2 protein-coding genes are annotated in these 1,195 nt (G+C 60.2%); one reads left to right on the top strand and one right to left on the bottom strand.

Features of this window, described 5'->3' with window-relative positions:
* Positions 1–257: helix-turn-helix domain-containing protein (locus BM004_RS42400; RefSeq protein WP_256220325.1), on the bottom strand; the 257-nt coding region annotated here is incomplete at its 3' end.
* 269 nt (positions 258–526) lie between these two features.
* On the opposite strand from BM004_RS42400, the gene BM004_RS40520 reads away from it, so the two are divergent.
* The gene (locus BM004_RS40520) at positions 527–769 is read left to right on the top strand and encodes a helix-turn-helix domain-containing protein (RefSeq protein WP_093222615.1); all 243 of its coding nucleotides are present in this window, start codon (positions 527–529) and stop codon (positions 767–769) included.
* Positions 770–1,195: the final 426 nt, after the last annotated feature.

Genomic DNA, 1,195 nt, shown 5'->3' on the forward strand with positions numbered 1-1,195 from the left:
CCGAGCAGTTCATAGCGGTAGCCCGCCACCGCCCCGACGCGGTCGACCACGAGGCCGCGCCCCGCTGGCACATGGCAGAAATCCGTCCGGCGCGCCTGGTCGCCGAAGAAGCGCGAAACAGGCACGTGAAGCGCTTGCGCGATGCGGTCCAGCGTCTCCACCGAAGGCGACACGAGCCCGTTCTCGATGCGCGACAACATCGAGCGAGACACGCCAGATGCTGAAGCAAGCTCACCCGCGGACATATCGGCTGCCATCCGCAGCGCCTTCACCTGTGCGCCGATGAGCAACGCAGAGGAACTACGTTTAGCAAGCTCAGATCGCCGCGGCCGGACGCGTGTCACCGAGACCGGGAGTCGAAAGGCACGAGCTGTCGGTAGCGGCGAGGCAGCATTTCGAGCAGTCATTTGGTGTCGTCAGCAGCAGTGAGGATGAGAAAGGTCAAAACAGCATCAACTCATTGAGCAAATGATATAGAAAATAAGGTCGAAATGGCCTTTTTCATCTTGCCATCGAGCATCGATGGGTGCTGCCATCCATTCACCATCGCCGATACGAGGTGCTTCGAAAGCACCTCCGCGCCCTTAGGCGCTCGGCCGGTCTTACGCAGGCTGAATTGGGGGTGCGGCTAAAAGTAGACCAATCGTATGTGTCCAAAGTTGAGCGGGGCGAGAGGTATGTCGACGTACTGCTTTATTTGGACTGGTGTCGCGCTTGCAAGCTACGTCCCGAAACCACAGTGGCGAATCTGGTGAAAGCTGGAGCCTAGGGAACGTCTTATATGGGCGCCTCCCGGATTGCAAGAACTCGTGTGTGTGAGGATTCATGAGGCAGGGCTGCAGTCTTATGTCCGGCCTGTTGTGCAGGCGGGTATGCCTGCTGGCCCTGATGGTTTCCGCTGACGAGTCTCCCATCTGATCAACGAGCTTGGAGCTCTTTTTCCCTATCGGAGTGTCCTCGTCCCGGTCCGACCTGTCTGGCCCATCCCACGCGTGGCCGCTTGCTCTCCTTCAAACTGGCTGTATCGTTCTCTTCGCCGTCAGTGCACGGCCTGCCACGCCTCGGGGCGCCAGGCTTGACCGCGTGCCAGCACCGCCCATATCGTTCGCGCCAGCTTGTTCGCCACCGCGGCGACAGCCACGCTGTAAGGTCGGCGCTGCAACAAAGCTGTCAGCCATGGCCATGTTGGGCCATC

Origin of the sequence: Variovorax sp. OK212 (genome assembly GCF_900112425.1) — a bacterium.
Taxonomy (GTDB): domain Bacteria; phylum Pseudomonadota; class Gammaproteobacteria; order Burkholderiales; family Burkholderiaceae_C; genus Variovorax.